The organism is Pectobacterium nicotianae (assembly GCF_023272715.1).
Taxonomy (GTDB): domain Bacteria; phylum Pseudomonadota; class Gammaproteobacteria; order Enterobacterales; family Enterobacteriaceae; genus Pectobacterium; species Pectobacterium brasiliense.
The window spans coordinates 134,811-159,864 of the sequence record NZ_CP096821.1 but is presented as its reverse complement, the minus strand read 5'-3'; the positions used below and the strand labels follow the sequence as shown (position 1 = coordinate 159,864).

General features: G+C 54.2%; 24 protein-coding genes and 1 pseudogene. 13 read left to right on the top strand and 12 right to left on the bottom strand.

The features are described 5' to 3' along the window. Nucleotides 1-42: 42 nt before the first annotated feature. Together MYB54_RS00670 and cpxP are read right to left on the bottom strand one after the other, a co-directional pair. Nucleotides 43-1,230, bottom strand: coding sequence for a sugar transporter (locus MYB54_RS00670; protein WP_248721387.1), 1,188 nt, complete (start codon nt 1,228-1,230; stop codon nt 43-45). 399 nt (nt 1,231-1,629) lie between these two features. Beyond that, nucleotides 1,630-2,154, bottom strand: coding sequence for a cell-envelope stress modulator CpxP (cpxP, locus tag MYB54_RS00665; RefSeq protein ID WP_010281573.1), 525 nt, complete (start codon nt 2,152-2,154; stop codon nt 1,630-1,632). Between the two features lie 153 nt (nt 2,155-2,307). On the opposite strand from cpxP, the gene cpxR reads away from it, so the two are divergent. The 4 genes from cpxR (at nt 2,308) to MYB54_RS00645 (ending at nt 7,511) form a co-directional block, all read left to right on the top strand. Then, nucleotides 2,308-3,006: an envelope stress response regulator transcription factor CpxR gene (gene cpxR, locus MYB54_RS00660; protein WP_010281574.1), complete on the top strand. Its 699-nt coding sequence runs from the start codon at nt 2,308-2,310 to the stop codon at nt 3,004-3,006. Then, nucleotides 3,003-4,373 (top strand): envelope stress sensor histidine kinase CpxA, encoded by a 1,371-nt coding sequence (gene cpxA, locus MYB54_RS00655; RefSeq protein ID WP_010281575.1) that lies wholly within the window; start codon nt 3,003-3,005, stop codon nt 4,371-4,373. The genes cpxR and cpxA overlap by 4 nt, the downstream gene beginning before the upstream one ends. Nucleotides 4,374-4,566: 193 nt before the next feature. Next, on the top strand, nt 4,567-6,741 hold the full coding sequence (locus MYB54_RS00650; RefSeq protein ID WP_248721386.1) for a PA5441 family protein: 2,175 nt from the start codon (nt 4,567-4,569) through the stop codon (nt 6,739-6,741). Continuing rightward, complete coding sequence (locus tag MYB54_RS00645; protein ID WP_205594858.1) at nt 6,711-7,511, top strand: DUF3142 domain-containing protein; 801 nt, start codon at nt 6,711-6,713, stop codon at nt 7,509-7,511. The genes MYB54_RS00650 and MYB54_RS00645 overlap by 31 nt, the downstream gene beginning before the upstream one ends. A 10-nt stretch (nt 7,512-7,521) precedes the next feature. On the opposite strand, the gene MYB54_RS00640 is transcribed toward MYB54_RS00645, so the two are convergent. Beyond that, entirely contained in the window at nt 7,522-7,986 is a 465-nt protein-coding gene (locus MYB54_RS00640) for a tRNA (cytidine(34)-2'-O)-methyltransferase (RefSeq protein ID WP_039281616.1), read from the bottom strand. Between the two features lie 310 nt (nt 7,987-8,296). Between MYB54_RS00640 and MYB54_RS00635 the strand changes: the two genes are divergently transcribed. Then, complete coding sequence (locus tag MYB54_RS00635) at nt 8,297-8,593, top strand: hypothetical protein (RefSeq protein ID WP_039528826.1); 297 nt, start codon at nt 8,297-8,299, stop codon at nt 8,591-8,593. A gap of 344 nt (nt 8,594-8,937) precedes the next feature. Here MYB54_RS00635 and MYB54_RS00630 read toward each other — a convergent pair whose 3' ends face one another. From MYB54_RS00630 to ugpB, 6 genes are all read right to left on the bottom strand, one after another. Then, complete coding sequence (locus MYB54_RS00630) at nt 8,938-9,894, bottom strand: AEC family transporter (RefSeq protein ID WP_248721385.1); 957 nt, start codon at nt 9,892-9,894, stop codon at nt 8,938-8,940. Between the two features lie 111 nt (nt 9,895-10,005). Further along, on the bottom strand, nt 10,006-10,755 hold the full coding sequence (gene ugpQ, locus MYB54_RS00625; protein ID WP_116164071.1) for a glycerophosphodiester phosphodiesterase: 750 nt from the start codon (nt 10,753-10,755) through the stop codon (nt 10,006-10,008). Continuing rightward, entirely contained in the window at nt 10,755-11,828 is a 1,074-nt protein-coding gene (locus tag MYB54_RS00620; protein ID WP_010281596.1) for a sn-glycerol-3-phosphate import ATP-binding protein UgpC, read from the bottom strand. Before MYB54_RS00620 ends, ugpQ begins: the two co-directional genes overlap by 1 nt. 25 nt (nt 11,829-11,853) lie before the next feature. After that, on the bottom strand, nt 11,854-12,699 hold the full coding sequence (gene ugpE, locus MYB54_RS00615; RefSeq protein WP_010281598.1) for a sn-glycerol-3-phosphate ABC transporter permease UgpE: 846 nt from the start codon (nt 12,697-12,699) through the stop codon (nt 11,854-11,856). Nucleotides 12,700-12,724: 25 nt separating this feature from the next. Continuing rightward, entirely contained in the window at nt 12,725-13,612 is an 888-nt protein-coding gene (gene ugpA / locus MYB54_RS00610) for a sn-glycerol-3-phosphate ABC transporter permease UgpA (RefSeq protein WP_010281599.1), read from the bottom strand. A 72-nt stretch (nt 13,613-13,684) separates the two neighbouring features. After that, a complete protein-coding gene (gene ugpB / locus MYB54_RS00605; RefSeq protein WP_039275837.1) occupies nt 13,685-15,019 on the bottom strand; it encodes a sn-glycerol-3-phosphate ABC transporter substrate-binding protein UgpB in 1,335 nt (444 codons plus the stop codon). Nucleotides 15,020-15,215: 196 nt separating this feature from the next. On the opposite strand from ugpB, the gene MYB54_RS00600 reads away from it, so the two are divergent. Next, nucleotides 15,216-15,458 carry a type II toxin-antitoxin system ParD family antitoxin gene (locus MYB54_RS00600; protein WP_012772867.1) on the top strand — a complete coding sequence of 81 codons (243 nt, stop codon included), beginning with the start codon at nt 15,216-15,218 and terminating at the stop codon, nt 15,456-15,458. Next, complete coding sequence (locus tag MYB54_RS00595) at nt 15,451-15,744, top strand: type II toxin-antitoxin system RelE/ParE family toxin (protein ID WP_012772866.1); 294 nt, start codon at nt 15,451-15,453, stop codon at nt 15,742-15,744. The genes MYB54_RS00600 and MYB54_RS00595 overlap by 8 nt, the downstream gene beginning before the upstream one ends. Nucleotides 15,745-15,819: 75 nt before the next feature. On the opposite strand, the gene MYB54_RS00590 is transcribed toward MYB54_RS00595, so the two are convergent. The 3 genes and pseudogenes from MYB54_RS00590 to ygbI all read right to left on the bottom strand — a co-directional run bounded on the left by MYB54_RS00590 (nt 15,820) and on the right by ygbI (nt 17,418). Further along, the gene (locus MYB54_RS00590) at nt 15,820-16,098 is read right to left on the bottom strand and encodes a type II toxin-antitoxin system TacA family antitoxin (RefSeq protein ID WP_248721994.1); all 279 of its coding nucleotides are present in this window, start codon (nt 16,096-16,098) and stop codon (nt 15,820-15,822) included. A 110-nt stretch (nt 16,099-16,208) separates the two neighbouring features. Continuing rightward, nucleotides 16,209-16,629: pseudogene (locus tag MYB54_RS21995) on the bottom strand (hypothetical protein). A 30-nt stretch (nt 16,630-16,659) separates the two neighbouring features. Next, nucleotides 16,660-17,418, bottom strand: a complete 759-nt coding sequence (gene ygbI, locus MYB54_RS00585) for a DNA-binding transcriptional repressor YgbI (RefSeq protein WP_100017937.1) — start codon at nt 17,416-17,418, stop codon at nt 16,660-16,662. A gap of 338 nt (nt 17,419-17,756) precedes the next feature. Here ygbI and ltnD point away from each other — a divergent pair, with 338 nt between their 5' ends. The 6 genes from ltnD to MYB54_RS00555 all read left to right on the top strand — a co-directional run bounded on the left by ltnD (nt 17,757) and on the right by MYB54_RS00555 (nt 24,950). Next, nucleotides 17,757-18,671 carry an L-threonate dehydrogenase gene (ltnD, locus tag MYB54_RS00580; protein WP_248721384.1) on the top strand — a complete coding sequence of 305 codons (915 nt, stop codon included), beginning with the start codon at nt 17,757-17,759 and terminating at the stop codon, nt 18,669-18,671. Then, on the top strand, nt 18,668-19,942 hold the full coding sequence (gene otnK, locus MYB54_RS00575) for a 3-oxo-tetronate kinase (protein ID WP_248721383.1): 1,275 nt from the start codon (nt 18,668-18,670) through the stop codon (nt 19,940-19,942). The genes ltnD and otnK overlap by 4 nt, the downstream gene beginning before the upstream one ends. Further along, nucleotides 19,939-20,598 carry a 3-oxo-tetronate 4-phosphate decarboxylase gene (gene otnC, locus MYB54_RS00570; RefSeq protein ID WP_039557563.1) on the top strand — a complete coding sequence of 220 codons (660 nt, stop codon included), beginning with the start codon at nt 19,939-19,941 and terminating at the stop codon, nt 20,596-20,598. Before otnK ends, otnC begins: the two co-directional genes overlap by 4 nt. A gap of 29 nt (nt 20,599-20,627) precedes the next feature. After that, the gene (otnI, locus tag MYB54_RS00565; RefSeq protein WP_248721382.1) at nt 20,628-21,416 is read left to right on the top strand and encodes a 2-oxo-tetronate isomerase; all 789 of its coding nucleotides are present in this window, start codon (nt 20,628-20,630) and stop codon (nt 21,414-21,416) included. Nucleotides 21,417-21,600: 184 nt separating this feature from the next. Beyond that, nucleotides 21,601-22,959 (top strand): GntP family transporter, encoded by a 1,359-nt coding sequence (locus tag MYB54_RS00560; protein WP_039275920.1) that lies wholly within the window; start codon nt 21,601-21,603, stop codon nt 22,957-22,959. 311 nt (nt 22,960-23,270) lie between these two features. Then, entirely contained in the window at nt 23,271-24,950 is a 1,680-nt protein-coding gene (locus tag MYB54_RS00555; RefSeq protein WP_248721381.1) for a methyl-accepting chemotaxis protein, read from the top strand. Nucleotides 24,951-25,054 lie beyond the last annotated feature (104 nt).

Here is a 25,054-nt window from a genome sequence, read left to right as displayed (position 1 = left end):
AGACCTTGACGGAAAAAAGGGTCGCTTGGGTCATTACCGTATTCAGTTCGCCAATGACGTTTTTAACACACGGGAATAGCGGATAAACGTAAAAATACAGCACACGGTTGCCAGTATCGCCATTGCCGCACCAATGAAACCGATGTCGGGCAGGCCCAAATGGACAATCACCTGATTGCCAAGCAGCGCACCGCCGCCGATCCCAATGTTATAAATTCCTGAGTAGAGCGCCATCGCCACGTCAGTGGCATCCGATGCCAGCGTCAGCACCTTGACCTGCATCCCCAGACTCAGCGCCATAATAGCGATCCCCCAGACGACACACAGCGTCGACAGGCTCCAGCCGCTGAATGACAAAGGTAGCAGGAGTAGTAAACATACCGCCAGAAACGCGAACGAGACAATCAGGAAGCCTGCCGGATATTTGCTGCTGTAGCGGCTAAACAGCATGCTGCCAATGATGCCAGCACCGCCAAAAATCAGCAGCAAGATGGTCGTGAAGTTTTCACTCAACAACGCCACTTTCTGGATAAAAGGCTCGATATAACTGTAGGCGGTAAAGTGCGCGGTTACGATCATAACGGTCAGGCCATACACGCACAGCAGAGCCGGACGTTTAAGCAGAAGAGGCAAACTCTTCAACGAACCGGAATTGCTGCTCGGCAGCACGGGCAGCAGTTTCATCAGACCCAGCATAATCCCCGCGGCGAGCAGACCAATGAGGATGAACGTCACACGCCAGCCCAGATACTGCCCGACCACACGCCCCAGCGGTAACCCCAGCACCAGCGCCAGCGCCGTGCCGGTCGCCAGCAAACTTAACGCCTGCGCTTTTTTGTCCGCAGGGGCCAGACGTACCACTAGCGATGCCGTAATCGACCAGAACACCGCGTGAGCCAGCGCCACGCCGATACGAGCGATCACCAGCACCCAATAGTTCCAGGCCAGACCGGACAACACATTGCTGACGGCAAACAGGATAAAGATTTTGATCAGCAGGCTGCGTCGCTCCATATCGCTGGACATCAGCATGCAGGGCAGCGACATCAGCCCGACCACCCAGGCATAGATCGTAATGATCAGCCCGACCTGCGCGGCGCTCATGGAAAAACTGGCGGCAATGTCTGACAGGAGCGCAACGGGGGCAAATTCAGCGGTGTTAAAAATGAAGGCCGCCAGAGAAAGGCTGACGACGCGTAACCAGGCGGTCGAACGGGAAGAACGGGTCATGGTATTGATATCAAAAGTTAAAATAAAAGAATGCGCCCCCCTGTCGTGGCAGAGGCTAACGCGATGAAGCAATGGTACAGGGAAAGTATGACATCGCCGTGTAATCGGCGAGCGGCCAAGGGTGTTTCAGCGTGCTTTTATGAGGATGTCAGCCAAAATCCTGAAGACAGGTAAGGGAACATTCATGAGCATCATTTTTGGTGCTCACATTCTATGCTTTACCGCTCCCTTACGCTGTCTTTTTCGTGCCGAATTTTAGGCAAAAAAAAGCCCTCCATCATGGAGGGCAAAAAGACAGGGATGGTGTCTATGGCAAGGAAAAACAGGGTGTGTACCTACTACACATTACTACTCGGACTGCACTACGCTTACTACAAGCTACTTACTACACTCGCACTACTACTCGGGATTCTCTGTCTCGGCATGGCTTGTCATACCTGGTGCCGGCGCAGCCATCTGGTTAAACAGGGATATCTGCTGCTGCATCTCTTTCATGCGTTGCTTATGCTTCAGCTCTAATATCTCTTTCTGCGCTGGCGTCAGCAGGTTATACATTTGGTTGCGCACTCGGGTCATCTGAATCTGACGCTCAAGCTGCACACTCATCATTCGGGTTATCTGCGCTCGCACCGCCGCTTCATCAAACGTTTCTGCCGTCACCAGCTTATGCATGGCTTTAACATCTTCGGCATTAAACGCCGGTTTGTCCTGACGACTCTGGTGCATCAAATCACGCATTTGCTGACGCTGTTGCTCAGTCAGCCTCACGCCATCGAACATACCTTGCTGGCCGGGTGCGCCTTTTGTGGCGGAATCATCGATATGCCAGCCGCTCGCCGGGGCGTCTCCACTTTCTGCTGCAAAGGCGGTAAAAGTGCCTAACATAAGCAGTGAAGCAAGAGATAAGGTTGCGAACTGTTGCATCAATAACTCTCCAGAGCGGTACGTCATTTTGTGAATCAATGAACAGGAGTCTACGCATCTTGCTGCAAACATGCGTCAGAGGATGTAAAACTACGTAAAGTCATGGAATAGCGCTAATCTATGTCGTATTTTGCCCTTGGAGGTAGAGAAAACATGAATAAAATTCTGCTGGTTGATGACGATAGAGAGCTAACAGCCTTACTGAAAGAATTGCTCGAAATGGAAGGTTTTAACGTCGTTGTCGCCTACGACGGCGAGCAGGCGTTACAGGTATTAGATAACACCATTGACCTGTTATTACTGGATGTGATGATGCCGAAGAAAAACGGTATCGATACATTAAAAGAACTACGACAGCAGCATCAAACACCGGTCATTATGCTGACCGCCCGCGGCAGCGAATTAGACCGCGTTCTTGGTCTGGAACTGGGTGCCGATGATTATCTGCCGAAGCCCTTTAACGACCGAGAGCTGGTGGCGCGAATTCGCGCGATTCTCCGCCGTTCCAACTGGACCGATCAACAGCAGGCGGGTGATAACAGCGCCCCGACGCTGGAAGTCGACGGCTTGCGTCTGAACCCCGGACGGCAGGAAGCCAGCTTTGACGATATCGTGCTGGATCTGACAGGTACCGAATTCACGCTGCTCTATCTGCTGGCTCAGCGGCTGGGACAGGTGGTTTCACGCGAACATTTAAGTCAGGAAGTGCTGGGGAAACGGCTGACGCCGTTTGACCGCGCGATCGATATGCATATCTCGAACCTGCGACGTAAATTGCCAGAACGCAAGGACGGTCTGCCCTGGTTTAAAACGCTGCGTGGACGAGGCTATTTGATGGTATCGGCTGCATGATCAATAGTTTGACCGCTCGTATTTTTGCCATTTTTTGGTTAACGCTGGCGCTGGTACTCATGCTGGTTCTAATGGTGCCCAAGCTGGACTCGCGCCAGCTTACCGCCTTGCTGGAAAACGAGCAGCGGCAGGGCATCATGCTGGAGCAGCACATTGAAGCAGACCTCGCCAACACGCCAGCCAACGATCTACGCTGGTGGCTACGGCTGTTCTGGGTACTGGAGAAGTGGGCTCCACCGGGACAGCGCCTTTTTCTGGTCACCAGTGAAGGCCGGATCTTCGGCGTAGAGAAGCATGAAACGCCGATTGTGCGTAATTTTATCGGGCTGTCGGATAACGCCGATCATCCGCAGAAGAAAAATTACGGCCGCATTGAGCTTCTCGGCCCTTTTGCGATCCGCGATGGTGATGACAACTACCAGCTTTATCTGATTCGCCCTGCCAGCAGTCCGCAGTCCGATTTCATTAGTCTGCTGTTTGACCGCCCTTTGCTGCTGCTGATCTTCACCATGCTGATCAGTTCACCGTTGCTGCTTTGGCTTGCCTGGAGTCTGGCGAAACCCGCACGTAAGCTCAAACACGCGGCCGACGAAGTCGCCAAAGGCAACTTACGCCAGCACCCGGAGCTGGAGTCCGGTCCGCAGGAGTTTCAGGCGACGGGCGTCAGCTTTAACCAGATGGTTAGTGCGCTCGAGCGGATGGTTACCGCACAACAACGCCTGCTGTCGGATATCTCCCATGAACTGCGTACGCCGCTGACACGCTTGCAACTGGCAACAGCGCTACTGCGCCGGCGTCAGGGAGAAGGTAATGAGCTGAACCGCATCGAGACGGAAACGCAGCGGCTCGACAGCATGATTAACGATCTGCTGGTGCTCTCACGCAATCAGCACAAGAACGAACTGACCCGTGAGTTCCTGCGTGCCGATGAACTGTGGGGCAATGTACTAGACGATGCCGCCTTTGAAGCCGAGCAGATGGGGAAAACGCTGGAAGTGCCCTATCCTCCGGGGCCGTGGACGCTCTTTGGCAACCCTGCCTCGCTCGACAGCGCGCTGGAAAATATCGTGCGCAACGCGCTGCGTTATTCTCACAACCACATCGAAGTGGCCTTCTCGGTGGATAATCAGGGCATCACCATCAAAGTGGATGACGATGGCCCTGGTGTAAGCCCGGAAGATCGCGAACAGATTTTCCGCCCCTTCTACCGTACGGATGAAGCGCGTGACCGCGAATCCGGCGGCAGCGGTTTAGGGCTCGCCATCGTGGAAACTGCCATTACGCAGCACAAAGGCTGGGTAAAAGCGGAAGATAGTCCACTGGGCGGCTTGCGTCTGATCATCTGGCTGCCGTTGCATCAACGGTAAATCAGGCAGACACTTTCCCCATCACCGACGTTCCCTTCTATAACACGCTCTCAGGTGCCCGACATGGGCACCTGTCACTTTCTGTTTATCTTCTCAAGGTTATACTGCATTGAGTTTTTTAGGCGATTGCGTAGAGTGATCGCCACTCATGCCGAAAACAGGCAAGACCCGTGTTGAATGAAGGATACAAACCATGAAAGGAGTAACGCTGCTGGCTGGCGTACTGACCGCGTTAATGAGCAGTCAGGCATTCAGTTCCAGCGATGGAGTGTGCGGCTTTTCCGACTCGGAATGTGGCATGTCTGCCCTGCCCTATTTGCAGCCGGGAAACGACACACGAGCTAACCTGATGCTGCTGCAAAGCCGTCTCCACAGCATGTCGCTTCCGTTACCCCATCCTTTACCCGATCAAACACGTTCACGTATCGACCCTTTTACCGCCTACCGGGTCATGGGGATTGCCGCCACGGAAGGGGCTCCGACTTCTGACTCAGAAGAGGATGTCACGGCAGATGCGCCCTACCTTTCAACGCTGAATAAAGCGAAGCAGCTTAACCTCCCTTTAGCCATTCAGGGCACGATCTCCACGTTTTCGCCTGACGATAACGAAGGACGCCATATTTCCAATGAGCTTTCCACGCTGGAAGCGTTTTTTGACGTCCTGTTGGCAGACAAACAGCTCACCGAAGAACAGCGCACGGTGCTGGCACATCAGCGGGTAAATCTCCTCAACCCGCTGTACACCAAAGAGGCTCTGAACGAAGGTCTTATAACCCTGCCGGACGAAGGACATGCCGGCGCTCTCATGCAATATCTGTTCGCGGCGCTGGCGTTCTATCAGGGTCATTTTGATGAGGCGGAAAGCGGCTTTCAGGCGCTAACGTCTTCACCACAGCCGTGGGTCGCGGAAACCTCTCGTTATATGTTGATTCGCGTAGCGATCAATAAAGCGATGGAAAACGCGCTTGATGAATACAACATGTTTGATGCCAGTAAGGCCGATAAAGCGGCTGCACAGCTGGCTGTTCAGCAGATTGGCGACTATCTGAAACAGTATCCAGACGGGCACTACATCGAGTCCGCTAACGGGCTATACCGCCGCGCTTACTGGATTATGGACGATGTGAATGCCTTAGCGACAACGTACCAACACGAGCTGGACAACACCACTGACGTCGAAGCACTCCTTGAATTGAGCGACGAGATCGACAACAAGCTGCTGGAAAATCGGCAGTTCACCAGCACACTGGGCAGCCCACCGTTGACGATGGTGCAAGATCTCAAGCGCTTGCGCTCAGATGAAGGCTGGCTGGCATTACCCGCCTTATCTGTTGACGAACTGGCCGCGCAGAAGCCGCTGTTCGAGAAAGACAACATGCAGGAGGCGTTTAGCTACCTTCAGGCCGCGCAGCTGTTTTATGGTCAAAAAGATTACGCCGCCGTGGTTAACAGCGTTCCCGCGACACAGGCAAACGATCTGACCGATACCGTACGTTTCAGCCTGCAAGTCTTACGCGGTCGGGCGCTGGTGCGTCTGGAGCGCTGGGATGAGGCGGAAGCGCACTGGCGTCAGCTGTTAACGCGCAATATGGGGTACACGCAAAATCAGTTCCTGCAACTGGCACTGGCGGAAACGCTGGTCAAGGCCGGTCATCCGGAGCGGATCTTTGCCGCCGACAGCCCAGTGAAAAACCTGCGTTTCCGTTCCGCCGTGCTGAAAGTTAGCGCCAACGCCGATCTGCTGCGTCAGCAAACGGGCCCACAGCAAACCCATGAAGAACGGGCTATCGCGCTGCATACGCTGTTAACCAAGTCGCTGACCCACGGTGATTACGCCAGCTATCTCAAAGATGTTCAGTTGAGGAAAGATATCACGCCGCTGGTCAGCAGCGAAAATCAAAGCTGGAATCAGGAAGATTTGACGGCATTTGACTGGGACGGCAGCGATACCGAAGAAGACTACCAATGTCCGGCGCTGAATGACGTGGTCACGACGCTGAACCAACGCCCTAATGATGCCCGCTCGATTAACTGTCTCGGCGAATTTTTCCTACGCACCAATAACAGCGTGGGCTTCGACTGGGGTGAAGGCAGCATGTTGAGCGGACTCACCAACGCGCCAACACAGTTCGTCGGCACCGAATATAATCGTCTGGATGGTTATATGCGGGTGATTGCCGATCCGAAAGCGCCACCGGAAGACAAAACCTATGCCTTGTATCGCGCGGTCTACTGCTACGCACCGAGTGGCTATAACGACTGCGGCCCACAGGATATCAGCAAGGCAACCCGCAAAGCCTGGTTTACCCAACTAAAAACCAAGTACAAAGGCAGCGTGTGGGCAGACAAGCTCGATTATTACTGGTAACGCCGTTAATTATGTTGGCTGGCCTGCTCGCGTTCTGTACGCAGGCCGCTTCCGTTAACGTTGCACCTTCAGCCATCAACGCGGTGCCCGCCATCGTCGACGCGACACGCTATCAGGACTTCTGGCTATGGGCGGCGGTGCGGCCCCAGCCGATTCTGCATCAGGCGCAGACGCTATACCTGCATCAGGGCGAAGTGGCGCGCCGTCAGGGTAAAGTCGTGTTCCTGCGTCAGGGGATTCCGCCCAGCCAATTGCGCGTTAACCGTGTCTGGCTGGCTTTCCGCATGACCACGCTGGAGCTTTCCGATCGCCACCTAAACCGGATACTAAAGTTACGGGAAAAGTGGCGGCGTCAGGGCAATCAAGTAGTTGGGATTCAGATCGATTTTGACGCGAAAAGCTATCAGTTAGCAGGCTATGTCGCGTTCCTGACGCAGCTGCGCGCACGTTTACCCGAAGACTGTCAGCTCAGTATTACGGGGCTGCTCGACTGGTCGAAAACCGGTGATGTGTCGGCGTTGAACCGCTTACAGGGCCAGTTGGATGAAGTGGTGGTACAGACTTATCAGGGTCGCAGCACCATTACCAACTACGCTGAGTACCTGCCCGCGCTGATGAAGCTGACCCTGCCGTTCCGGGTCGGACTGGTACAACACGGCAAGTGGGAACCGCAGTGGCAGCAGCGCCTTGCCACTTCACCGTATTATCGCGGGGAAGTGGTATTTCTGGTAAATCCGCCACTGAAAAAATCCGCCAACGGCAGACTGTAGCAAGCCATAGCTACAGGCAACCGCCGAAACCATTTTGCCGCCAGGCTTCATAGCTGATGATCGCCACGGCATTCGACAGATTCAGGCTGCGGTTATTAGACTGCATGGGGATGCGGATACGGAAATCCGACGCAAAGCCGTTGCGAATCTCGTCTGGCAGGCCGGACGTTTCCGATCCAAACAGTAGTACATCATCTGGCTGGTAGGTCGGCTGATCGTAGGGGCGGCTGCCTTTGGTGGTACACGCGAAGATGCGTTTCCCGGGAACCGCCGCCAGAAAGTCCTGATAGTTTTTATGACGGCTGACGTTCGCCAGATCGTGATAATCCAGCCCCGCGCGGCGCAGCTTTTTCTCTTCAAAATCGAACCCCAGCGGTTCAATCAAATGAAGCGTACAGCCGTTGTTGGCCGCCAGTCGGATAATATTGCCGGTGTTCGGTGCAATTTGAGGCTCATAGAGCGCGATATGGAACATAAGATAGCGTCAACCACGAAGAAAAATTCCGCCGCAGTATAGCGCATTCACATCACGTGCCCAAAACCTGCGCGCACAGGATTGCGGATTACTCTGCACGACGTTTTCACCCACAGCGATTACACTTGATCTTACGGAAAAAGGCGTTCGAGCAGCGATAATGGATAGATCGTAAAGACGCTGTGAATACATCCCTGTACGCTCGGATTGCGCCATCCATGGCGCAAACGCTTTACTCTTCTATCTCATTATCGCTGTTTGCGTTTCACAAATGGCTTATCGACAGGCCGAAGGCTTGTGTGGAGGTTTAATGAAACACCCTAAGACATTATTGGCTTGTGCCGCCCTGCTCGGCCTGCCGCTTCTGGCAAGCGCTAACACGCCGCAAGCGCCCACACCTCAGCAGCAGTTTGAGAGTGGTATCAGCAGCCAGAAACAGTTGCAGCAGAATATGCAGCAGAGCCAGAAATTGCAGCAACAGCAGTTGAATCAGCAGCTCCAGCAGCGCAATCAGCAGTTGCAGCAACAGCGCCAGCAGCAGCTACAGAAGGATTTAGAGCGCTCGCAGAGAACCACAACACCGCCACCGATTAAACAGAACCCCTAATCAACGGGTCTACTCTTTTGGTTTTTTATTATCTTACGCGCGTAAAGAATTACGCTGAGGTGGGCATGACCGCCGGATGAGCGGCATGGACGCCGCGAAAGCCTGTGCCGCGCCGGGAGCGCGTCACAGGCGGTCCGGGTAGCGGGCATGAACACCGAAGGTACCGCAAAGCGGCGTGATTCCCCGCGAAAAGCCGGGGGTCACGGGGCGGCGGCGATTGAGCCGCACCGTGTCGGGCGCATGCGACAACGGTTGCAGAAAACCACGAGAGCAAACGCGCACGAAACATTACATAACACTAACGGAGTGCCTAACCACAGGCTTCCTCAGCCAAGCGTGGCTGACTATAACCGCACACCCATCAGCGTCAGAATCAACGGCGTGGTTAATGCCGCCATCGCCGTTGATAGCAGCAGGCTGGAGGCCACCGGGCCGCCCAATACATCGAACTGGCGCGACATCAGATAGACATTGACGCCCACCGCCATCGACCCCAGCAGCACGACCGCACGCGTTTCCATTTCCGGCAGGCCGAGTACAATCGCAATCCCCCAGATCACCAGCGGCTGTACCAGCAGTTTGATCACGCAAATCGCCGTGCTGATCTGCCAGCCATCACGCACGCGGTATTCCGCCAGCCCCATTCCCAGTGCCACCAGCGACAGCGGCGCGGCAATCTGCCCCAGCATGGCAAGCGGCTGATCGACATACGACGGCAGAGGCAGGCCCGTCAGGCTGAATAAGGTCCCGGACAGAATGCCGATAATCAGCGGGTTCTTCAGCACGCCCAGCGCGGTTTTGGTAAAGCCCTGTAGCGACAGCGCGCCGTTACGCGCCCATTCCACCGACACCGTCACCAGCGTCCACAAAATAAGCCCGTTGAACACGACGACCAGCGCGACCGACGGAATCGCCTCTTCGCCCAGCATCAGCGTGGCAATCGGCAGCCCCAGCATCACGTTGTTGGAGAAGATACCGCTCAGCGCAAACAGCGAACCAGATACACCATCGAGATGAAAGACCTTGCGCGCCACGATGCGGCCTAAGACAAACACCAGCAGGCAGCCGCCAAAAAAGGCGATCAGCAGTCGGGCATCCACCACCGGACGTTTGGAAAAATCCGACATCAGGCGGAACAGCATCGCGGGCATGGCGACGGAGAAGACAAAGCGTGTCATGCCGTCGGTCACGGTGGTTGGCCATTTACCATAGCGAATCAGGCTATAGCCGAGGGCGATAAGAACAAAGAGGGGTAACGACAGAAAAATCTGGTGCCAAAGCGAAACAATAAATGCGGGCATGACGCCACTTCCTTATTACCGGCACCGAGTCAGAAAGAGGATCGCCGCATTATCTTTATTGCGACGATATCAATATCGCCGCAGCACGCTATTACGGGAAAGAGGCCGACCTCAGCCGGTCGCGAAGTTAGCCCCGATTAAATCTATCCGGTCAGTACAGATACAGTCAACGCCCCAATCCAGCAAAGTTTGCGCGCGATCAGGTTGGTTGACGGTATAAACCAGAATGCGCAAACCCGCAGCTTTCAGCGACGCGACGCGTTCTGCCGTCAGCAGTTTGTGATTCAGGTGGATGGACACACAATCCAGACGCTGCGTTAACGCCAGCCAGTCTTCTTCCCACTCATCCAGCAGCAACCCACGCGGCAGTTCTGGCACCGCCTGCTGCGCCGCTTCCAGGGCTTCGATAGAGAACGATGACAGCAGTGGTGCGACCGGATGATCGGCCCACAGCTGGCGCGCCGCCAGCGCAATCACCCGTCCGGTTTCTGTTTCATATCCAGTGGTGGGCTTAATTTCGATGTTGGCCGCCATGCCGTACTGCACGCAGCGTTTTGCCACTTCCGATAGCAGCGGCAGGCGTTCGCCGACAAATTTATGACCGTACCAGCCGCCGACGTCCAGCCCGACCAGCTTGTCCCACGGCAGTTCTCCTGCAATGCCCCAGCCGTTGCTGGTGCGTTCAAGCGTGTCGTCGTGTAGGAGGAAAATCTGGCCGTCCTGCGACAGCTTGGCATCAAATTCGATCATCTTGTGACCGAGGCTGGCACCAACATCAATCGCCGCCAGCGTGTTTTCCGGTGCCAGTGAACCGCCACCGCGGTGGGCGACAATGCTCGGGTAAGGCCAGATTGTTTCCATTATTCCATCCGTAATCCGCTTTGCGAATCAAACAGGTGCCATGATGACGTCGGTAAGTGTAGCCAAAGCGTCGAGCCGATCGCGGGGCAGTGCTCATAAGAGAGCCGCGCGATCACGTTCTGCCCACCCCACTTGCCGTGCGCTAAATTGTCCGCGCCCAGCAGTTCGAGTGTTGAAATCTGCAACGGGATACCGCCGGTTTCGCTCGTCGCCAGCTGAATATGCTCTGGTCGAACCCCCAGCGTCAATGCTTTACCGCGCCATTGCGGCTTCGGTTCAGGCAGTGCCAGCGCGATGTCGCCATCGATTTCAAAGCGGCAGCCGTCATCACTAATGCGACCTGACCACAGGTTCATGGCCGGTGAACCAATAAAGCTGGCCACAAACAGCGATGCCGGGCGGCGATAAATCTCAGCCGGTGCACCGATTTGTTCGGCGATCCCTTTGTTCATGACGATAACGCGCTGTGCCAGCGTCATGGCTTCAACCTGATCGTGCGTGACGTACAGGCTGGTGGTTTTCAAACGCTGGTGCAGTTGCTGTAATTCGAGCCGCATCTGTACGCGCAGCTTGGCATCCAGATTCGACAACGGTTCGTCGAACAGGAACACCGCCGGTTCACGTACAATCGCCCGCCCCATCGCCACGCGCTGACGCTGACCGCCCGATAGCTCACGCGGTTTACGTTGCAACAGCGGCATCAGTTCCAGAATTCGCGCCGCATCTTCCACGCGCTCGCGGATCTGCGCCTTGCCGAAGCCACGAATTTTCAGGCCGTAGGCCATATTGTCGAACACGTTCATATGGGGATAAAGCGCATAGTTCTGGAACACCATCGCAATACCGCGATCTTTCGGTTCCAGATCGGTGACCCGCTGGTTATCAATGTAGATATCACCGCTGGTGGTGCGTTCGAGGCCTGCCACCATGCGCAGGAGTGTCGATTTGCCACAGCCTGACGGCCCGACCATCACCACGAATTCGCCGTCCGCGACGTCCAGATCGATGGGTTGGATAATCTGTGTTTTGCCATCGTAAGACTTGGTGACGGCCTGAAGTTTTAAACATGCCATAAGTGTTTCCGAAATTCGTCTCGATTTATTTTTCGCTGTCGACCAGACCGCGAACGAACCAGCGCTGCATCAGTAGCACGACCAGCAGCGGCGGCAACATGGTCAGCAGCATGGCTGCCATCACCTGATTCCACTGCGTGGCCCCATCGCCGGAGGCAATCATGCTTTTAATCCCGGCGACTGCGGTGCCCAGATCGGCATCGCTGACAATCAGCAGCGGCCACAGGTACTGGTTCCAGCCGTAGATGAACGTGATCACGAACAGCGCCGCCAGGTTGGTCTTCGACAGCGGTAACACCATGTCGAAAAAGAAACGCATCGGGCTGGCACCGTCGATACGCGCCGCTTCCATCAGCTCATCCGGCAGCGTCATAAAGAACTGACGGAACAGGAAGGTCGCGGTCGCCGAGGCCATCAGCGGCAGCGTTAAACCGGTGTAGCTGTCCATCATGTCCAGCCGCGCGATCACTTCCACCGTCGGGAAAATACGCACTTCCACCGGCAGCATCAGCGTCAGAAAAATCATCCAGAAGAACAGGTTGCGCAGCGGAAAACGGAAATAGACGATGGCGTAAGCGGACAGGATCGATACGGTGATTTTGCCTATCGTAATCGCCAGCGCCATCACGAAGCTGTTGAGCAGCATCAGTCCGAACGGCGTGGTGTTGTTGCCCGCACCGTGCAGCCAGATATAACGCAGGTTTTCCCACAGGTGAGAACCGGGGATGAGCGTCATCGGCGCCTGAAAGACTTCCTGATTATCCAGCGTGGCGGCCACAAACCCCACATACAGCGGAAACAGTACGGCGAGAATGCCGACAATCAGCATGACGTGGCTGAAAATATCTAACCCGCGACGATTCTCAATCATTGGCATTGACCTTGTAGATTTATCTTCATTGGTAATTCACCTTCCGCTCAACAAAACGGAACTGAATCACGGTCAGCCCGATAACCAGTATCATCAGTACCACCGACTGCGCTGCCGAACTGGACAGATCCAGCCCTGCGAAACCTTCACGATAAATTTTGTAGATCAGCGTGGTCGTCGACTGCACAGGCCCACCGGCCGTTGCGGCATCAATAATCGGGAAGGTATCGAAAAAGGCGTACACCAGATTGACCACCAGCAGGAAGAAGCTCACCGGAGAAATCATCGGCAGCACCAGATTGAAGAAGCGCCGCACGGGGCCAGCACCATCAATCGCGCCCGCTTCCACCAGCGAACGGGGGATCGATTGCAGTGCGGCAAGGAAGAACAGGAAGTTATAGCTAATCTGTTTCCAGACCGACGCCAGCACGACTAAAAACATCGCCTGGCCGCTGTTCTGTGCGTGGTTCCACGTATAGCCCAGCAGCCCGAGAAAGTGGGTGATCAGCCCCAGACCGGGGTTAAACAAGAACATCCACAGCACGGCAGCGACGGCGGGTGCCACGGCATACGGCAGGATGATCAACGTCTGGTACAGGCGGCTGGCACGGATCACGTAGTCCACCAGCGCGGCCAGAAAGAGTGAAATCAGCATGCCAAACCCTGCCACCAGAAAGCTGAATATCAGCGTGGTGTAAAACGAATCAAGGTAGTAAGGGTTATTGAACAGCTGTCTGAAGTTTTCCATGCCGACAAATTCGCTGGATAACCCAAATGGATCCAGGTTCTGCACCGAATACCACAGCGCCTGACCGGCAGGCCAGATAAAGAAAATCACGGTAATCAGCAGTTGAGGCAACACCAGCACGTAGGGCAACCAGCTGCTGCGAAAAACGGGGCGGGATGATGTCATGCGGTAACTCATTGCAAACAGAAAAGAAACAGGCCGATTCCCTTCGGCCCGATATTGCTCAACAGAAGCGTATTACTTCGTCGATTGTTCAAAGCGACGCAGCAGCGCGTTACCGCGTTCTACTGCGCTATCCAACGCCTGTTGTGGCGTCTTCTTATTTGTCCATACGCTTTCTAATTCTTCATCCACAACGGTACGAATTTGCGGCATGTTGCCCAAACGCAGACCTTTGGTGAACGGCAACGGTGGCTTGTTCAGCATCTGACGCGTGGCGATATCCGCACCAGGATTTTTCTCGTAGAAGCCCTGCTTCTGCGTCAGTTCGTACGCCGCAGTAGTGATTGGCAGGTAACCGGTTTTCTGGTGCCATTCAGCGGCATTTTCCGGCTCGGCCAGGAACTTCATAAACTCAGCGACGCCTTTGTAGGTCGCGGCATCTTTTCCACCCATCACCCACAGGCTGGCACCACCGATAATGGCGTTCTGCGGTGCACCTTTCGCATCGGCGTCATACGGCATCATGCCAACACCGTAGTTGAACTTGGCGTGTTCCCGAATGTTCGCCAGCGAACCGGAAGAGGCGGTCGTAATAGCGCAGTCGCCGTTATAGAATTTCTCGGTCGGCTCATCCTTACGCCCAAAATAGGTGAAGTCACCCTTCTTGTTCATGTCCTGCAACAGCTGAATGTGCTTAACCTGCGTTGGTTTGTTGAATTCCAACACGGCATCGGTGCCATCAAAGCCGTTATTTTTGCTCGCAACTGGCAGACCGTGCCAGGCACTGAAGTTTTCAATCTGAATCCAGCCCTGCCAGCCGCTGGCGTAGCCGCACTTCATCCCGGCTGCACGCAGTTTGGCGGTGTACTCAGCCATTTGCTGCCAGGTTTTCGGTGGCTGTTCTGGATCTAAACCGGCCTTCTTGAAGGCATCTTTGTTGTAGTACAGCACCGGCGTGGAACTGTTAAACGGCTGCGACAGCAGGTGGCCGCTCTTCGCATCGGTGTAATAACCGGAGACGGTCGGCACAAACACCGACTCATCGAAATTAATGCCTGACTCTTTGAAGACTTCATAGACAGGTTTGATGGCTTTACTTGCCATCATGGTCGCCGTACCGACTTCATAGACCTGCAAAATGGCGGGCGCATTCCCCGCGCGATAGGCCGCAATCCCAGCAGCCAGGTTTTGTTCGTAGTTGCCTTTATAGACCGGCACAATTTTTACATCGCTGTGCGCTTTGTTAAAACGGTCAGCCAGAGAATTCACTTCTTTCCCTAATTCGCCTTCCATGGAGTGCCAGAAAGGAATTTCTGTCGCGGCCTGCGCACTGGCGCTCATCAGCGCTAATGCCACACACGCCGCGGCGGTGCGAATAGCATGTGTTTTACGAATTGTGTTGTTGAACATGCCTGTCTCCTGCAATCAATTAAATGCGCCATCATCACGGCGTTTTTTATGCGAAGGTAAACATGACATGAGCGCATGACAGAAAAATAACTGGAAGATGACGGAAAAGTGACAGAGGAAGGAGGTCTTCTTATTGGCTACTAAGTAGACTGTTCTGTGCTACCATCTGTGTTAATAGATAACACAGGAGGTTTTTATGCCTAGAACGACAAGTATTACGATCGGCGAACAACTGGATGACTTTGTCTCCAAATTAATAGATAGCGGTCGCTATAGTTCTACCAGTGAAGTCATCAGGTCAGCACTTCGTCTTCTTGAACAACAAGAATCCAAAACAGAGGCTCTGAAAAAAGCGATTTATGCAGGGGAGCAAAGTGGAGAAAGTTCGTTGACGCTGCGTGAAATTGCGGCAAAAAAGAAGCGCGAACGAAATGTATAAACTCTCTAATCTTGCAGCAGAAGATTTCGCAGGCATCTTTGAGTACACATTGATCAACTACGGCATCAGTCAGGCTGACAATTATACAGAGTCGCTAGAGAATACGCTGATTCTGCTAGCAGAATCCCCTTATATAGGCCAAGAGTACCCTGAAATTAGCCAAGGTGTGCGCCGATTCGATCATAGGCAACACGCTATTTTCTACCGCATACGAGAAGAAGATCTTCTTATCATCCGAATCCTGCATCAGCAAATGGAACCTATGTGCCACTTTTTTGATATTTAAAAAGTGGCTAAATAAGGATGTATTCAATCAATAGCATGCCACCAAGAACAATTATCAGTAATGGCTCTGGTGCTGTTATTCCCATGGCGATTGACGACACATAAGATCGTTAATGCGGGCATGACGCTCTGCGGTGATAGGCGCATCCAACTCGGCCAACAATCCATCAAACTGTTCGTCGTCCAGAATAAACAAACGTTGATCCAACAAGATGTCCTGCGCCTCGCGGCAGGCTGCTTCAAGCATAAAGTCGGTACGTGATTTTGACACAAGGTTTGCAGCCATATCGATCAAATTCCGCTGGGAGGCTTTGGCCCGAATAGTGATTCGTGCTTCTTTAGTTTCAGGTTTCATCATCATGCCTGTGTAGTGAACCTCTCTACAACCCTACATGACGTGTACAAAAATGCTACATATGAGAACATCACCCATACATTCAAACGCACTGAATACCCTACTCAAGGCTATTTTCGAATGGCATCAACGATAACGGTTTTCGGATCGTTGATGATTCCTATATGTATCGTTTTATCTGAATCCATAGACTTCCAATACTCACCGGTCGTGTCTATGTAGCTCAGCGTAAAACCAAGTGACGCTAGATATCTACGTATGCTTGTCGCGTCATTGCTGTTTTGAAACGTAATATTGCTGACTTCCAATGCAGGGCCATCAACGGTTGCATAGCCAAAATCATAGATAGATAGAAGAAATGCGCGGGCAATTTTTAATGATCTCGTCCGTCAGCATTTCATATCGTCGGGTGTTATGTTCCGTGTAGCGGGAACTCCCCTCCGTCAGAATAACCATGGCAGGCCAGTAATAGATAAGTGGCAAGGCAATTAGGATCGATATACTTAACAGTATGCTTATTCTTCTTTTCATATCTCTAAAACATTCGCCTAAATAACACCCTCACGCCACCAGCACCTCAACCCCCATTTTGCTCAAGGCGTCTTTAGCAGCGGCGGGCAGGCCATCGTCGGTGATGATGCTGTCGAAGACGCTGAGCGGCGTGGCAAGATGGGTGGCGATGCGGCCGTATTTTGAGGTGTCGCACAGCAGGACGCATTTGCTGCTGGCATCCACCGCCGCGCGTTTCACGACCACTTTGTCTTCATTCGGCGTGGACAGCCCGCGCAGGCTCCAGGAAGAGGCGGAAATAAACGCAATATCGATAAACAGGTTGCGCAGCGCCTGTGCCACTGCTTCGCCAATGCAGGAGCGATTTTCCCGACACAGCGTGCCACCCGTGTGGATCATGCGGCACTGGCTGGACTCAATCAGAAAAGCAGCAATCACAAAATCGTTGGTGACAATCAGCAGATCGTCACGATCGGCCAGTTCGCGCGCCAACGATAGTGTGGTAGTGCCCGCATCCAGATAAATGCAGCTATTGAACGGGATATGCTGTGCCGCCAGTTTGCCAATTGCTTCTTTCTGCTGGCTGAACATCACCGATTTATCCTGATGCGACGGCTCAATCGCCAGCCGTTCAGGCGAGCGCACGCCGCCGGAGACACTCAGCAGCAGGCCGTCCTGCTCCAGCTTTTGCACATCGCGCCGTACCGTCATGTGCGACACGCCTAGTCGCTCGGTCAGTTCGTTGATGCTTACCGCGCCGCGCTCGGCGATCAGCGCCAGAATCTGTTGATGACGTTCTACTGGAATCACGCTGTCCGTTCCCTGTTTGGTTGTGCTGGTGTGATAAATAGGGGGGCTGATAAATATTGTGAGAAACACCCCGTTTGATGACGATAATTATCATAAATTCACGTCATAAACCACGCCAGACATAACAACCTTTCTCATCACTCAATGCCAAAATAGAAATAATCGACTGATATATAAAGATAATAATGGAGATCACCTTCCCAACGAGGTTCAACTACACTGAATCATCACGATCTCAATGTTAATTTATGTGATAAAAATCACCACAATTTGTTCTGATAGTCCTTATATTTAACACCAGAGAACAAAAAATCACTAATTTTAACAAGGCAACCACGATGAAAAAGACTTCTGATTATGCTGTCGCCGTTATCGGTCTGGGTTCCATGGGCTTTGGCGCTGCGGCGTCCTGCATCAACACTGGCCTGACGACATACGGTGTCGATATCAATCCGCAAGCACTAGAGCGGTTACGTCAGGCGGGTGCGGCGCAGGCCGACGTGCGTATTGATGCCTTCGCTGACAAGCTGGATGCGGTCGTGCTGCTGGTGGTGAACGCCGCGCAGGTGAATGGGATTCTATTCGGTGAGCCGCAGGTCGCAGCGAAACTCAAGCCCGGCACCGTGGTTATGGTGTCTTCTACTATCTCCGCGCAGGATGCCAAAAACATTGAACAGCGTCTGGCTGAGCATCAGCTCATCATGCTGGATGCACCGGTATCTGGCGGTGCAGTGAAAGCCGCCGCAGGTGACATGACGGTGATGGCATCCGGCTCCGATCTGGCGTTTGAGAAACTGAAACCCGTGCTCGACGCCGTCGCAGGCAAGGTCTATCGCATCGGTGAAGAGATCGGGTTGGGTGCGACCGTTAAAATTATCCACCAGCTGTTGGCAGGCGTACACATCGCCGCCGGCGCAGAAGCGATGGCGCTGGCCGCGCGAGCCGATATCCCGTTGGATATCATGTACGACGTGGTGACCAACGCTGCCGGGAATTCCTGGATGTTTGAGAACCGTATGCGCCACGTTGTCGATGGCGACTACACGCCAAAATCCGCCGTTGATATTTTTGTGAAAGATCTGGGACTGGTCACCGACACCGCCAAATCGCTCCATTTCCCACTACCGCTGGCCTCCACCGCGTTCAACATGTTTACCGCCGCCAGCAACGCCGGATTCGGTAAAGAAGACGATAGCGCGGTCATCAAGATTTTTAACGGCATTACGCTGCCGGAAAAGAAGGAGGCGCCATGATCAAGCTAGGTGTGATTGCCGACGATTTTACCGGTGCCACGGATATCGCCAGCTTTCTGGTGAACAACGGGCTGCCGACCGTGCAGCTCAACGGCGTACCGCCGTCAGACTTTAAGGTCGACACACAGGCTGTGGTGATTAGCCTGAAATCGCGCTCCTGCCCAGCGGAACAGGCCGTGGCGGATTCACTCAAGGCGCTGGCGTGGCTGCAACAGCAGGGCTGCCAGCAGTTCTACTTTAAATATTGCTCCACCTTCGACAGCACCGCGAAAGGCAACATCGGTCCGGTGACCGATGCGCTGTTAGAGCAGCTTGGCGAAACGCAAACCATCATCTCTCCGGCGCTGCCGGTGAACGGCAGAACCGTCTATCAGGGCCATTTATTCGTGATGGATCAGCTGCTGTCTGAATCCGGGATGCGCCACCATCCCGTCACGCCGATGACGGACAGCAACCTGATGCGCGTCATGGAACAGCAGGCAGCCGGACGCTGCGGGCTGGTGCCTTATGCGGTGATTGATCAGGGTGCAGAGGCTGTTAAGCAGCGGCTGACGCAGTTGAAAGAACAAGGCATACGCTATGTGGTGCTGGATACGCTGAACGAACAGCACCTGTTAACGCAGGGCGAGGCGCTGCGCGATATGAAGCTGGTCACCGGTGGTTCCGGCCTGGCGATTGGCCTGGCACGCCAGTGGGCAGAGCCCGCGGCACAGACTGGCTCCGCCACCGAGGCGGGCAAGCCACAATCCGGCGCAGGCGTTGTGCTATCCGGTTCCTGCTCAGTGATGACCAACAAGCAGGTCGCTCACTACCTGAAACAGGCGGCGGGTCGCGCGATTGACGTCGCTCGCTGTCTGGAAAGCGATGATGCTCAGCAAGTCTACGTGCAGGAACTGGCCGACTGGGTGAAGGCACATCGTGACGACGCACTCGCTCCGCTGCTGTACGCCACGTCGTCCCCCGACGAACTGGCGCAGATTCAGCAGCGCTGGGGCGCAGAAGCCAGCAGTCAGGCGGTGGAGAAACTGTTTGCCGCCGTCGCCCGCCAGCTTCAGCAGGACGGCTTTCAGCGCTTCATCATCGCGGGCGGGGAAACCTCCAGCATCGTGGTGCAAACGTTGGGTATTCACGCGTTCCATATCGGGCCGTCCATTTCTCCTGGCGTGCCGTGGGTGCGTTCGACCAATCATCCACTCTCGCTGGCGTTGAAATCCGGCAATTTCGGTGATGAAGACTTCTTTGCCCGCGCCCAAAAGGAGTTTGCCGCATGAGTGAAAAACACCACAGCACCGAGGCGGCGCTAAACAGCGAACAACGCGCACGTGCGGAAATGGTCAAGCTGGGCGCGTCCTTTTTCCAGCGCGGCTACGCCACTGGCTCAGCGGGCAACCTCTCGCTGCTATTGGATGACGGCACGCTGTTGGCAACGCCGACCGGCTCCTGCCTTGGCGAACTGGATGCCGAACGGCTGTCCAAAGTCAGCCTGGGCGGCGAGTGGATCTCCGGAGATAAGCCGTCGAAAGAGGTCAGCTTTCACCTGTCGATTTACCGTAACGATCCCGACTGTAAGGCGATTGTCCACCTGCACAGCACTTACCTGACGGCGCTCTCGTGTCTGGAAGGGCTGGACACGCAGGATGCCATCAAGCCGTTCACACCTTATGTGGTCATGCGCGTCGGTAAAGTGCCTGTTGTGCCTTATTACCGCCCCGGCGATGCCCGGCTCGGTGAAGATCTGGCGAAGCTGGCTTCGCGCTACAAGGCGTTCTTATTGGCTAACCACGGCCCTGTCGTCACTGGTAAAGATCTGCGAGCGGCGGCGGACAACATGGAAGAGCTGGAAGAAACCGCCAAGCTGATTTTTATTCTCGGTGATCGAAAAATTCGCTACCTCACCGCTGACGATATTGCAGAGCTCTCTTCATGAGACATTTTTGCTGAACCGAGGAGTTAACCATGCCTAAGTTTGCTGCCAATCTTTCTATGCTGTTTACCGACATGCCGTTTCTCGACCGTTTTAAAGCCGCTGCCGATGCGGGTTTCACCTCGGTTGAGTATCTGTTTCCTTATGACTATCCGGCACCGCTGCTGGCAGAAAAGCTGCGGGAAAATGGCCTGAAGCAGGTGTTATTCAATACCGCGCCCGGCAATATTGCAGCGGGTGAATGGGGTGTTTCTGCGCTGCCCGACCGTATTGAAGATGCCCGCCGGGATATCGATAACGCGCTGGAATATGCGCTGGCGCTCAACTGTCCTTCGGTGCTGGTGATGGGGGGCGTCGTGCCGCCCGGTGAAGACCGTGCAGCCTATCAGCAAACCTTCATCGATAACCTACGCTACGCCGCCGATAAATTTGCGCCGCACGGCATCAATATCATGATTGAAGCGCTGAGTGCGAAGGTGAAACCGAATTATCTGTTCGCCAGTCAGTATCAGGCGCTGGAATTAGCCAATCTGATCGATCGCACGAATGTGTATATCCAGTTGGATTTCTTCCACGCGCAGATTGTCGATGGCAACCTGACGCAAATTATTCACGATTTGGCTGGCCGTATCGGACATATACAAATTGCTTCGGTTCCTGCACGACACGAACCCGATGAAGGGGAAATTAATTATCCGTTCATCTTTGCCGAATTGGATCGCGTGAATTATTCCGGCTGGGTTGGCTGTGAATATAACCCACGCGGTAAAACGGAAGACGGATTGGGATGGGCTAAACCTTGGCTGGAGAAAAAACACTAATTCACTTATCCAGGAAATAATGTCAACACCAGAGACATCGTCGTTAGACGCGAATAAATAAAAAAGAATAGGTCAGACTCCTGTATGTATTACAGGAGTCGAGGCATCCCTTTATTCAAATAAAACAATAACCCACTACCTTTTCAGCCTCTGAATTGAAAAATGGGTCAATGAGGATAAGAACATGGCCACCTCGCTCTTACTCTGCATCGCTATCGCCGGGGTATTACTCCTGCTGCTGATGGTCATTAAATTTAAAATTCAGCCCTTTGTCGCCCTGCTGGTTGTCAGTTTACTCGTTGCCCTGGCAACGGGTATTCCGACTGGCGAAGTAATGAAGGTGATTACCTCCGGTATGGGCGGTATTCTCGGTTCGGTGGCGATTATTATCGGCCTCGGCGCCATGCTGGGTAGAATGATCGAAGTGTCCGGTGGCGCAGAATCCTTAGCACACCGCTTCGCTCAATTAATGGGACCGGGATTAATGGTGGCGGCATTAACTATCGCCGCATTCATTCTGGGTATTCCGGTCTTTTTCGATGTCGGCTTTATTATCCTTGCCCCGATTATTTACGGCTTTGCGAAAGTCGCGAAAGTTTCCCCGATTAAATTCGGCTTGCCCGTCGCGGGTGTAATGCTGACCGTGCACGTCGCGCTGCCGCCGCACCCCGGTCCGGTCGCCGCCGCTGGCCTGTTGAATGCAGATATCGGCTGGCTGACCATCATTGGCCTGCTGGTGTCGATTCCTGTCGGCATCATCAGCTACTGGGCGGCCAAGGCTATGAACCGCCGTAAATACGCGCTTTCCGTTGAAGTGTTAGAGCAATTACAGATGGCAAAGCCGGAAGATTCGACGCCGAACACGGCTCCCGTATCCGCCCCTTCGGCTGGGCTGATTGCCGCGCTGATCGCCATTCCTATCGCCATCATCATGCTTGGTACCGTGTCTGCGACCATTCTGCCTGCCGGACACCCGGTGCGTAACGTGATGTCGCTGGTCGGTTCTCCTGCCGTTGCGCTGCTGATTGCACTGGGATTAGCGTTCTGGCTGATTGCCCTGCGTCGCGGTTGGTCGCTGGAGAAAGCCAGCGGCGTGATGGGCGATGCTATGCCTGCCGCCGCAATGGTCATTATGGTGACCGGTGCCGGTGGCGTGTTCGGTAAAGTGCTGGTGGAATCGGGCATCGGTAAAGCGCTGGCGGATACGCTGACCAGCATTCACCTGCCGCTGGTGCCTGCCGCATTTATTCTGTCGCTGGCGCTGCGTGCCTCGCAAGGTTCAGCTACCGTCGCCATTCTCACCACCTGCGGCCTGTTGAGCGAAGCCGTCAGCGGCCTGAACCAGATGCAGCTAGTGCTGGTGACGCTCTCTGCCTGCTTTGGTGGACTGGGCCTGTCGCACGTCAATGACTCCGGCTTCTGGATTGTCACCAAATATCTGGGGCTGTCCGTCGCCGACGGCCTGCGCACCTGGACGGTGCTGACGACTATCCTCGGGCTGGCCGGTTTCCTCTTCACCTGGGCATTGTGGCTGGTGCTGTAATAGCGTGAAATTTCACAATGGGGAGGCTGCGGCTTCCCCATTGGTATCAACCAAATACTGCATTTACATACCTCCTTTATGCTGAAAAATGCGCCCTTTTTACTCCCATATTCCACATCTACCCGTTTTTATTCTGCCTTTATAATATCGCTTGGGTAAGAAACAACGCGTTTTCCTGCCTACTCTCGCAAATTGGCATACCGCACACATTATGTAATCAGAAGTGCACCCAATTCCTGACCTGTCGTAAAGGATGCCCAATCTATAAGGCAAAGCCTGCATCAATCAATGAAAAATAATAAAGGAACATTATGAATTTTCTATCAAAAATGAAACTTGGTGCCATGCTGGGCGCAGGTTTCGCCTCTGTCATCATTATCGGTCTGATGGTTGCCATTCTGGGACGCGTCCATCTCGCCAATCTGGGTAAAGATATTGAATCACTTTCTGAAAAAAATCTGGCCAACCTGCTTCTGATTCAGGATACCAAGAGCGGGTTTGAGGTTGTCGCCCGTGTTGTCCGTAATATCGGGCTCTCACAAGACAGCGCCCGTATCCAGGAAGAAAAACACCTGTTCGATCAGCAAATTATCCGCAATAACGACGCCCTGGCGAAAGTCTATAAACAGCTTGCCGAACCGGAGGCTAGAGCCTTGCTGGAACAGCTCGCGCAGGCACGCCCGACTTACCTAAAAGCGGTGAATAAAGCCATTGAATTAAGCCTCTCCGGGGTGCCGGAAGAAAAAATGCAGGCCGCGTTAGTCATGGTCAATGAAATGCCCCCTGCACAGGCATCGGTTTTCGCGGCGCTGGACGGACTGACAGCGTTACAGAAAGAACAGACGATGGAAACGACGACCAACGCCATGAATAAAGCCAGAGAGGATGGCAATACGCTGCTGCTGTTCGCTGCGTTCGCGGTCTTCATCGGGATTTTTATCTCCATCCTGATCACCCGCACGATAAAAAATCTGCTGGGTGGCGAAGTCGCTTATGCGGCACACATCGCGCAAGAGGTTGCACAGGGAAATCTGGCCGTCAGCGTCGATCTGCGCCCCGGCGACAGCCACAGCGTGCTGGCTGCCATGAACGGTATGCGCAAAAGCCTGAGTGGGATTGTTGAACAGGTGCGTGAGAGCAGCGAATCTATCGCAACCGGTGCCAGCGAGATTGCCGCAGGCAGTACCGATCTCAGCCAGCGCACGGAAGAGCAGGCGGCGAATCTGCAACAAACTGCCGCTTCAATGGAAGAAATAAGCCAGACCGTGCGCCAAAACACCGAGACGGTACGCAATGCCACGCAGCTGGCACAGGCCACCAGCGATACCGCCGCCAAAGGGGGCGAAGCCGTCAACAATATCGTTGTCACCATGAAAGAGATTACCGACAGCTCGCACAAAATTGGCGACATCATTAGCGTCATTGACGGCATTGCCTTCCAGACCAACATCCTGGCGCTCAACGCTGCGGTGGAAGCCGCACGGGCTGGCGAACAAGGCCGTGGTTTTGCGGTGGTTGCGGGTGAAGTGCGTTCTCTGGCGCAACGCTCCGCTTCTGCGGCGAAAGAAATCAAAGAGCTGATCGGCCACAGCGTCGAGAAGGTGGAAGCCGGTTCCGCCATGGTAGACAGCGCTGGCGCGACGATTGAAGAGCTGGTGCGTCAGGCACACAATGTTGCCGGTCTGCTCAACGAAATTGGCGTCACCACGCAGGAACAAGAATCCGGCGTCTCGCAGATTCATGATGCTGTTAATCAGCTTGATCAGGTCACGCAGCAGAACGCCGCACTCGTTGAGCAATCCGCTTCCGCCGCCGATAGCCTGAGCGATCAGGCTGCCCGTCTGGTCGAGCTGATGAAAGTGTTCGTCGTTGAAGGCGGATCGTCACAGCGTATTGCACCGCCGTTGAAACGGCCTGACAGCGCCAAACTCTCTCTCGCTAATCCTAGAAGCAGCACGGTAAGCGATAGCCAAAACTGGGAGCAGTTCTAATTCTACGCGGGGGATGGATCGCGCATCCCCCACTCTACTTTCACATCCCTTCACCGCCAGCAGCATCCATTTCCTGCGTTTCCTGTTTTTTCCTCATCCGCATG

What these genes read in the sequence shown, in the direction of transcription:
- MYB54_RS00670 (WP_248721387.1), bottom strand. Translation starts at nt 1,230, where the DNA reads ATGACCCGTTCTTCCCGTTCGACCGCCTGGTTACGCGTCGTCAGCCTT.
- cpxP (WP_010281573.1), bottom strand. Translation starts at nt 2,154, where the DNA reads ATGCAACAGTTCGCAACCTTATCTCTTGCTTCACTGCTTATGTTAGGC.
- cpxR (WP_010281574.1), top strand. Translation starts at nt 2,308, where the DNA reads ATGAATAAAATTCTGCTGGTTGATGACGATAGAGAGCTAACAGCCTTA.
- cpxA (WP_010281575.1), top strand. Translation starts at nt 3,003, where the DNA reads ATGATCAATAGTTTGACCGCTCGTATTTTTGCCATTTTTTGGTTAACG.
- MYB54_RS00650 (WP_248721386.1), top strand. Translation starts at nt 4,567, where the DNA reads ATGAAAGGAGTAACGCTGCTGGCTGGCGTACTGACCGCGTTAATGAGC.
- MYB54_RS00640 (WP_039281616.1), bottom strand. Translation starts at nt 7,986, where the DNA reads ATGTTCCATATCGCGCTCTATGAGCCTCAAATTGCACCGAACACCGGC.
- MYB54_RS00635 (WP_039528826.1), top strand. Translation starts at nt 8,297, where the DNA reads ATGAAACACCCTAAGACATTATTGGCTTGTGCCGCCCTGCTCGGCCTG.
- MYB54_RS00630 (WP_248721385.1), bottom strand. Translation starts at nt 9,894, where the DNA reads ATGCCCGCATTTATTGTTTCGCTTTGGCACCAGATTTTTCTGTCGTTA.
- ugpQ (WP_116164071.1), bottom strand. Translation starts at nt 10,755, where the DNA reads ATGGAAACAATCTGGCCTTACCCGAGCATTGTCGCCCACCGCGGTGGC.
- MYB54_RS00620 (WP_010281596.1), bottom strand. Translation starts at nt 11,828, where the DNA reads ATGGCATGTTTAAAACTTCAGGCCGTCACCAAGTCTTACGATGGCAAA.
- ugpE (WP_010281598.1), bottom strand. Translation starts at nt 12,699, where the DNA reads ATGATTGAGAATCGTCGCGGGTTAGATATTTTCAGCCACGTCATGCTG.
- ugpA (WP_010281599.1), bottom strand. Translation starts at nt 13,612, where the DNA reads ATGACATCATCCCGCCCCGTTTTTCGCAGCAGCTGGTTGCCCTACGTG.
- ugpB (WP_039275837.1), bottom strand. Translation starts at nt 15,019, where the DNA reads ATGTTCAACAACACAATTCGTAAAACACATGCTATTCGCACCGCCGCG.
- MYB54_RS00600 (WP_012772867.1), top strand. Translation starts at nt 15,216, where the DNA reads ATGCCTAGAACGACAAGTATTACGATCGGCGAACAACTGGATGACTTT.
- MYB54_RS00595 (WP_012772866.1), top strand. Translation starts at nt 15,451, where the DNA reads ATGTATAAACTCTCTAATCTTGCAGCAGAAGATTTCGCAGGCATCTTT.
- MYB54_RS00590 (WP_248721994.1), bottom strand. Translation starts at nt 16,098, where the DNA reads ATGAAACCTGAAACTAAAGAAGCACGAATCACTATTCGGGCCAAAGCC.
- ltnD (WP_248721384.1), top strand. Translation starts at nt 17,757, where the DNA reads ATGAAAAAGACTTCTGATTATGCTGTCGCCGTTATCGGTCTGGGTTCC.
- otnK (WP_248721383.1), top strand. Translation starts at nt 18,668, where the DNA reads ATGATCAAGCTAGGTGTGATTGCCGACGATTTTACCGGTGCCACGGAT.
- otnC (WP_039557563.1), top strand. Translation starts at nt 19,939, where the DNA reads ATGAGTGAAAAACACCACAGCACCGAGGCGGCGCTAAACAGCGAACAA.
- otnI (WP_248721382.1), top strand. Translation starts at nt 20,628, where the DNA reads ATGCCTAAGTTTGCTGCCAATCTTTCTATGCTGTTTACCGACATGCCG.
- MYB54_RS00560 (WP_039275920.1), top strand. Translation starts at nt 21,601, where the DNA reads ATGGCCACCTCGCTCTTACTCTGCATCGCTATCGCCGGGGTATTACTC.
- MYB54_RS00555 (WP_248721381.1), top strand. Translation starts at nt 23,271, where the DNA reads ATGAATTTTCTATCAAAAATGAAACTTGGTGCCATGCTGGGCGCAGGT.